The sequence below is a fragment of the Candidatus Angelobacter sp. genome (genome assembly GCA_035607015.1).
GTDB lineage: Bacteria > Verrucomicrobiota > Verrucomicrobiia > Limisphaerales > AV2 > AV2.
In genome coordinates this window covers 1-7,540 of sequence record DATNDF010000407.1, presented here as the reverse complement: position 1 = coordinate 7,540, position 7,540 = coordinate 1, and the positions used below count along the sequence as shown (strand labels likewise).

At 56.0% G+C, this 7,540-nt stretch carries 5 protein-coding genes; all 5 read left to right on the top strand.

All coding sequences use genetic code 11. From position 1 onward, the window contains the following. Positions 1 to 548 (top strand): site-specific integrase (locus VN887_16285; GenBank protein ID HXT41566.1); only part of this gene is annotated, 548 nt, incomplete at its 5' end. A gap of 429 nt (positions 549 to 977) precedes the next feature. Next, positions 978 to 2,690: an ATPase, T2SS/T4P/T4SS family gene (locus VN887_16280; protein ID HXT41565.1), complete on the top strand. Its 1,713-nt coding sequence runs from the start codon at positions 978 to 980 to the stop codon at positions 2,688 to 2,690. A 94-nt stretch (positions 2,691 to 2,784) separates the two neighbouring features. Next, positions 2,785 to 3,900 (top strand): type IV pilus twitching motility protein PilT, encoded by a 1,116-nt coding sequence (locus tag VN887_16275; GenBank protein HXT41564.1) that lies wholly within the window; start codon positions 2,785 to 2,787, stop codon positions 3,898 to 3,900. Positions 3,901 to 3,911: 11 nt separating this feature from the next. Next, positions 3,912 to 5,618, top strand: coding sequence for a type II secretion system ATPase GspE (gspE, locus tag VN887_16270; protein HXT41563.1), 1,707 nt, complete (start codon positions 3,912 to 3,914; stop codon positions 5,616 to 5,618). Positions 5,619 to 5,632: 14 nt separating this feature from the next. Beyond that, positions 5,633 to 6,955: a type II secretion system F family protein gene (locus VN887_16265; protein ID HXT41562.1), complete on the top strand. Its 1,323-nt coding sequence runs from the start codon at positions 5,633 to 5,635 to the stop codon at positions 6,953 to 6,955. Positions 6,956 to 7,540: the final 585 nt, after the last annotated feature.

Genomic DNA, 7,540 nt, shown 5'->3' with positions numbered 1-7,540 from the left:
GGATTGAAGCGTGGCTACGTGGCCTCAACGAGCACGGCGCCGCGGACGTGGTTTGCTTCCTCGCCTACAGCGGACTGCGGATTGGCGAGGCGCTGGTGATGGAATGGGAAATGGTGGATTGGCCGGAAAACTTGCTTCACGTGAAGCGGGAAAAGAAAGGCATCACGCCTTGGGTGCCAATTCTAAACGAAATGGAGGCGTTGCTGCGTGACATGCAAAAGCGGGCCGTGAGTTATCTGCTGTTTCCTTCGCCGTTCGATCCTCAAAAAGCCGCCGATGCTTCAGCCATTCGCCGTCGGATCAAGTCAGCTTGCGAAGCGTTGGATTTGGGACACGTCACGCCGCACGGTTTGCGCTCGTACTTCGTGACGCGGGCAAGAGAAAGCGGATTGAGTGACGCGGAAATTGCGATGCTGATTGGCGACAAGACCGGCCCGGCGATCATCGCCCACACTTACGGCGACGTGCGGCCCGATCACTTGATGCAACAGGCGCAGCGCATACGGCTGACCGCAAGGCAACAGAGCGGCGCGGCTGTTGGCGAGTAGTATCAAAAGTAGTAACACGTCGCCCGATGTTGCGACTGGTTTCAGTTTGTTTCAGAATGCGGTGCGCGGCGCGCAATCCGCTTTCCCGCAATGCGTTTTGTTTCATGTTGAGTTTGGAATTGAGACACCGAGAAACAAGCCTTGGGTTCCTACGGATCAGAAGGTTTCAGGTTCAACTCCTGACGGATGCGCCAGTTCCCCATCACCCCGGTGGTTTGTTCTCGTCGTGAAGTCGCCTTCGTGCGGCTCGGTTCTTTGGAGATCTCTCTTGAGCCCCACGACTGATCACGGCGACGTGTTTTTGTTGACGATTTATTTTATGAGGCGAAATTCCTGCTGCATATCCGCGCGAACGTTTGACATTAAGACCGTGACCGATACTATGGCCGAAATTCCAAAACGACGGGTCACGAACAGGAGCAACCGACTGTGGCTGCGAGAGACGACTATTTGTTAGATACACTGACGGACATGGGACTGGTAACCGAGGACCAACTCGGCCCGGTTCGGCAGGAAGCTGATTCGACCGGCGAGGGCGTCGTGGACACGTTGGTCGCGAAGAAGGTGATCACGTCGGCGCAGGTGGCCCAGGCGAAGGCGGCGCAATTCGGGGTTGAATTCGTAAATCTCGGTGACATGCGGCTCAGCGACGAGGTGATTTCCGCGATTCCCCGCCATATCGCCAAAAAGTACAGCGTTGTTCCCGTTTCCAAGCACGACGGCACGGTTACCGTTGCGATTAGCGACCCGTCAGACCTCGATACCCTCGACAGTCTGAAACACCTGCTCAATCTTGATGTGGTGCCTCAAGTCGCCAGTCCGGACGACATCGAAGAGGCGCTGGGCCGCTATTATGGAGGAGCGCGGGAAAACTCGGTGGACAAGATGATACAGGACATCACCGAGGGAGAAATCCAGATTTCGACGCTTGCCGAGGTGTCGGCCAAGGATGACGGCTCGGTCGTTGACGCAGACGCTCCGATCATCAAGTTGGTCAACACCATCATTGTGGATGCCTTCAAGGCTCGCGCTTCTGATATTCATCTTGAGCCGCTGGCGAAAAAGTTCCGGTTGCGTTACCGGATTGATGGCGTACTCCACGAGATGAAGGGGCCTCCGAAGCGACTGCAGGCGTCGATGATCAGCCGGTTGAAGATCATGTCGAACATGTCGATCGCGGAACGGCGGATTCCCCAGGACGGGCGCATTCAGACGCCGGTGGGAGGCAAGACGATCGATTTGCGCGTGTCGTGCATCCCCACCAATCATGGCGAGAGCATTGTCATGCGCATTCTGGACAAGGAGGGGCTCAAGCTTGGCCTCGCCGAGCTGGGCTTTTTTACCGACGACCAGCAGACGTTTGAAAAACTGATTGGTTTGCCGGACGGAATATTGCTGGTCACCGGGCCGACCGGTTCGGGCAAGACCACGACGCTTTACGCCGTCTTGAACTATATCAACCGCCCCGACCGCAAGATCATCACGGTGGAGGACCCGGTTGAATACCAGCTTTCCGGTATCAACCAGGTTCAAGTCAGTGAAGCGGTGGGGCTGACATTCGCCAGCGCCTTGCGGTCCATGCTTCGCCAGGCGCCCAACGTGATTATGTTGGGCGAAATACGTGATCTGGAAACCGCCTCCATCGCGATCAACGCCTCCCTGACCGGTCACCTGGTATTCTCCACGTTGCACACGAACGACGCCCCCAGCGCGGTGACCCGTCTGATCGACATTGGCGTCAAACCGTTCCTCGTCGCATCGTCAGCCCGCGCGTTGCTGGCACAACGGCTGGTGCGGCGTGTTTGCCGGCGTTGCGGCGCTCCTTATGTGCCGACCGAAGCCGAGCTGCGCGCGTTGAGCATCGATCCAAACAACACCGGGAATGCCACGTTCATGAAAGGCAAGGGTTGCAGCGACTGCAACAAGACGGGGTATCGTGGTCGTTTCGGCATTTTTGAGATTTTCGTCATCGAAGATGAGATTCGGAAGCTTATCTATGACCGCGTCGCTGCGTCTGAGTTGCGCTCACGGGCCCGCGAAATGGGCATGCGAACGCTTCGTGAAGACGGCGCTCGAAAAGTGCTCGCCGGACTGACCTCTCCGGAGGAGGTCATCCGGGCGACGCTGGGGGATCTGGAATGACGAATCGCGGGTTGTGTTGTCCAATTGAATTGATGAAATGTCCGACGCTCCGCTTTCACGGTGGAGAACCGTCGGCGCGCTCATTCTGATTCTTATGTCGTATTCGATGTCTGATTTGTTGCAGCTGGTTGTGGCCGAGGGCGCGGCGGACCTGCATTTGCGCGTCGGTGTTCCGCCTGTAATCCGGCTACACGGAGTTTTGCACAAAGTGGAAGGCCCTTCGTTGCGGCCGGAGGACACGGAGGAATTGATGCGCAGCATCACCTCCGAAGACCACATACAACAGGTGCGCGAACGGGGCGGCGCCGATTTTGGTTTTGCCTTCGGTGAACTTGCCCGCTTCCGCGTCAGTGTCTTCAAGGAGAAGGGGCAGTTTGGGATCGTCGCCCGGCAAATCCCCAGCAAATTACTGACGCTCGAACAAATCGGCATCCCCCCCTCCGTCCGCGAACTTCTTTACAAGCCTCGCGGTCTGGTTCTGGTCACCGGCCCCACCGGCTCCGGAAAAACCACATCACTGGCCTCAATGATCAACATCATCAACGAGGAACGCGACGACGCGCACATCATCACGATCGAGGACCCGATCGAGTATTACCACAAACACAAGAAATCGGTCGTCACACAGCGAGAGATCAACGTCGATGTGCCGAACTTTGCGGAAGCGTTGCGCCGGGCGTTGCGCCAGGACCCGGACGTGATTCTCGTCGGTGAAATGCGCGATCTGGAAACCATCGACGCGGCGATCACCGCGGCGGAAACGGGCCACCTGGTTTTTGGAACTTTGCACACCACCGGCGCGGCCAAAACCATTGACCGTATTGTGAATGCGTTTCCGGTCAATCAACAGGAGCAAATTCGTATTCAGCTTTCCACCGTGCTGCAGGCCGTGATTTCACAGTTGTTGCTCCCGCGTTGCGACAAACCCGGGCGTGTGGCCATTTTTGAGATCATGATCAACACTCCATCGATCGCCGCGCTGATTCGAGACAACAAAACCTTCCGCATAAACTCGGACATTCAGACCGGCGCCAAATACGGGATGGTCACGCTGGACAGTTTTCTGATCGACAAATACCAGCAGGGAATGATTTCACAGGAAGAAGTCATTACCAAGGCGCAGGACCCATCAACCATTTTGACGAAGCTGCAGGAAATCCAACAGGCGCAAATGGGGCAGGGGGAACAGCCGCAGGGAGGGCATTCGTAATTTTCCTGGGTATGGCGGACATTTCTTCAATTCCATTGCTGGCGTTGATTCAAGAGCGCGGGCTCGTCGATGACCTGCAACTGGAGGAGGTTCTGCAGGAACACACCCGAAGCGGCAAGCCGCCCATTCAGATCCTGCAGGATTTTGGTCTGTTGGATTTGGAAACGATCCTTCAACTAATGGCGGAACATTTGAGCACCGAAGTCGTGGAACTTTCGGATTTGGACCTGGCGGAGGACGTTCTGAAGACCGTACCGGCAACGGCGGCGCGCATGCACCAGTGTCTCCCCGTGGCGTTACATGGCTCAACGGTCCGGATTGCCCTGGCGGACCCGCTCAATCCGGCGGTCGTTGACGAGTTGAATTACCTGACCGGCAAGGAGGTTCAGGTGGTCGTCGCTGACCCGGCACAAATCGAAAAAGCCATCAACAAGTTTTACGGGCAGGAAAGTGAAAGTGTCGGTGACATTCTGAAAGAATTGGGAGCCGACGCCGATATTGCAAAAGAAATCGCCGAGGTCGGCACGGGTGATGGAGTGGCGGATCTGGAAAACCTTGCCAACGAAACGCCGATCATCAAGTTCGTCAACCTGGTGCTCTATCAGGCCGTGCAGGACCGCGCCAGCGACATCCACTTCGAGCCGTTCGAAGACGAATTCAAAATTCGATATCGCGTGGACGGCGCGTTGTATGAAATGACACCTCCGCCGAAGCATCTGGCGTTGCCGGTGACCTCGCGTATCAAGGTCATGGCAAATCTCGACATCGCGGAGCGCCGGTTGCCTCAGGACGGTCGCATCGCCATCACATTGGGTGGGCGACAGATCGATTTGCGTGTATCAACCCTCCCGACCCAGTTTGGCGAATCGGTGGTGTTGCGTGTGCTTGATCGCTCGGCTGTGAACATGGAGCTGGAATCGCTCGGTTTTTCAAAGGTCATTTACGATCATGTGGGCCAGGCGATTCAGCAGCCGAACGGAATATTCATCAATACGGGACCGACTGGATGCGGTAAAACGACGACGCTGTATTCCTGCCTCCGCCGCATAAACTCGATCGACTCGAAGTTGCTGACGGTCGAGGATCCGGTTGAATTCGACATCGAGGGCATCATGCAGGTGCCGGTGAACGAGGGAGTCGGGATGACCTTTCCACGGGCACTGCGCGCATTTTTGCGTCAGGACCCTGATGTGATCATGTTGGGGGAAATTCGCGATCTGGAAACCTCCCAAATCGCCATTCAGGCGTCACTGACAGGGCATCTCGTGCTGAGCACGCTCCACACGAACGATGCGCCGGGCGCGGTCACTCGTCTTATCGACATGGGGGTGGAGCCGTTTTTGATTTCGTCCACACTCTTGTCGGTTCTGGCCCAACGTTTGGTGCGTACGACGTGCAAGAAATGCCGGACTCCGTTCGAACCGACTGAGAACCAGCTGGCGCTGCTCAACCTTTCACCGCACGACATCGGCGACAAGGTGTTTTACTACGGACGCGGATGCGGCAACTGCAATGACACGGGTTACAAAGGACGCCGTGGGATTTACGAATTACTTGTCATCAGCGAGCCCATTCGCGCGCTGATCAACGAACGGGCGCCCACGGTCGTGATCCGTCAGAAGGCTGTGGAACTGGGGATGGTCACGCTGCGAGAGGACGGGATGCGCGGTATTTTCGACGGCGACACTACAATCGAGGAAGTGCTCAAATACACCTAAGCGAAAGGCCTCTTATGCCAAAGTTCAATTATGTTGCCATGGATTCACGGGGTAAGGAAACCAAAGGCAGCTTGGAAGTATCGAACCAAAACGAAGCCATAAGCCGCCTGAAGGAAATGGGGTACTTCCCCACGAAGGTGGTCGAAGCCGACAAGTCAAAGGAGAAGGGGGACAAGAAAACCAAGGGCGGTGCCGCCGATAAGAAGGGCAAGAAAAAAGGCAGCCTGAACATCAGTATCAAAATCCCCGGCCTGAGCGGGAAGGTCAAGCCGAAGGTCTTGACAACCTTTACCCGGCAGCTGGCCACGCTCGTGGACGCGGGTCTTCCCTTGCTGCGTGGGCTGCGAGTGCTGGAACGGCAGGAGAAAAATCCAACGCTCAAGGAAGTGATCAACGATCTCGCTCTGGCCATCGAAGGCGGCAGCACATTTTCCGAAGGACTTGCGCAGCATCCCAAGGTGTTCAACCGGCTTTACGTAAACATGGTCAAGGCGGGCGAGCTGGGTGGCGTTCTCGAGGTCGTGTTGAACCGATTGTCGGAGTTCATGGAAAAGGCGCAGAAAATTCGCGGCAAGGTCAAGGCAGCGATGTTTTATCCGTGCGCCGTCATTTTCGTCGCGGTAACGATTCTGACGATCCTGATGGTGTTCGTCATTCCAAAGTTCGAGGCAATTTTTAAAGAAATGCTGGAAGGCCAGGGGCTCCCGGCGTTCACGCAGTTTGTTCTCAACGTGAGCCGTGTCATCGCCGGACATTTCATCATGTCATTGATTTCGGTGGTCGCGTTTTTCATCAGTTTGAAGCTGTTCACGCGAACTAAATTCGGGCGGCGGCTGTTCGACCGATTCAAGTTGAATTTTCCACTGCTGGGTCCAGTGGTGAGCAAGGTCGCGATCTCGCGTTTTGCGCGAACGCTGGGCACGCTGGTCAGCAGCGGCGTGCCGATTCTGCAGGCGCTGACCATCGTGAAGGAAACCTCCGGTAACGTTGTGGTCGGAGAGGCGGTCTCGGCGGTTCACGAAAGCGTCAAGGAAGGGGAGACGATCACGGCGCCCCTGGAAGCGGCGAACGTATTTCCGCCGATGGTGGTCAGCATGGTGGATGTTGGCGAGCAGACGGGTGCGTTGCCGGAAATGTTGATGAAGATAGCCGACAATTATGACGACGAGGTGGACAACGCTGTATCTGCAATGACTTCTCTTCTCGAGCCGATCATGATCGTTTTTCTGGCGGTCGTCGTTGGCAGCATCGTCATTGCGCTGTTTCTGCCATTGATCAGTCTCATTGACCAGCTCGGTGATGCAACCAGCGGCGGCAGGAAAGGCGGCGAAGAATAGGCGGGTGCGACCTTTGAAAAGTGGCCACCGACGGTTGCGGTGGCCACTTTCTTTTCCAGGCGCCGAGTTTTCGATTGACAAGCTATAACGCTTAATGTAGTTACAATGTAATTACATTGCATGGGCGTTTGATTTACAATTAACCCTCCAATGGAGTTTGATTGGTCCAATACGCCCTTTGAGTGGGATAGTTCTTTGAACCCTCGGGATGTTGAGGAGTCGTTCGAAGACCCGTTCGCAATCAAGCTGTTGCCTGATTCGTCCCGGTTTTCAGCGCAGGCCAGGTTCTTTAATCTGGGGCGTTCGGCCGGAGGAATTGGCGTTTTCAGTGTCTATCGAACCAATGGGAAGCAGGTTCGAGTGATTTACGCGAGACCCTTCGATCCGGAAGAACAGTTCTTTTACCAGCGGAAACTTAATCAAACCTTGGGCCAATAGAAAACGGACGGGAAGTGCGACAGGCGAACCGCCCGTCGGCGAGGGCGGGTAAGTGGGCGAACCAACTGCCGAACATGCATGCCATTACGAGCTGGGAAGAAGTCCCGCTCTTCGATCGCGAAGAGGCTGAGGCCGCGTTCTGGGCTG

What these genes read in the sequence shown, in the direction of transcription:
- VN887_16265 (HXT41562.1), top strand. Translation starts at nt 5,633, where the DNA reads ATGCCAAAGTTCAATTATGTTGCCATGGATTCACGGGGTAAGGAAACC.
- gspE (HXT41563.1), top strand. Translation starts at nt 3,912, where the DNA reads ATGGCGGACATTTCTTCAATTCCATTGCTGGCGTTGATTCAAGAGCGC.
- VN887_16275 (HXT41564.1), top strand. Translation starts at nt 2,785, where the DNA reads ATGTCGTATTCGATGTCTGATTTGTTGCAGCTGGTTGTGGCCGAGGGC.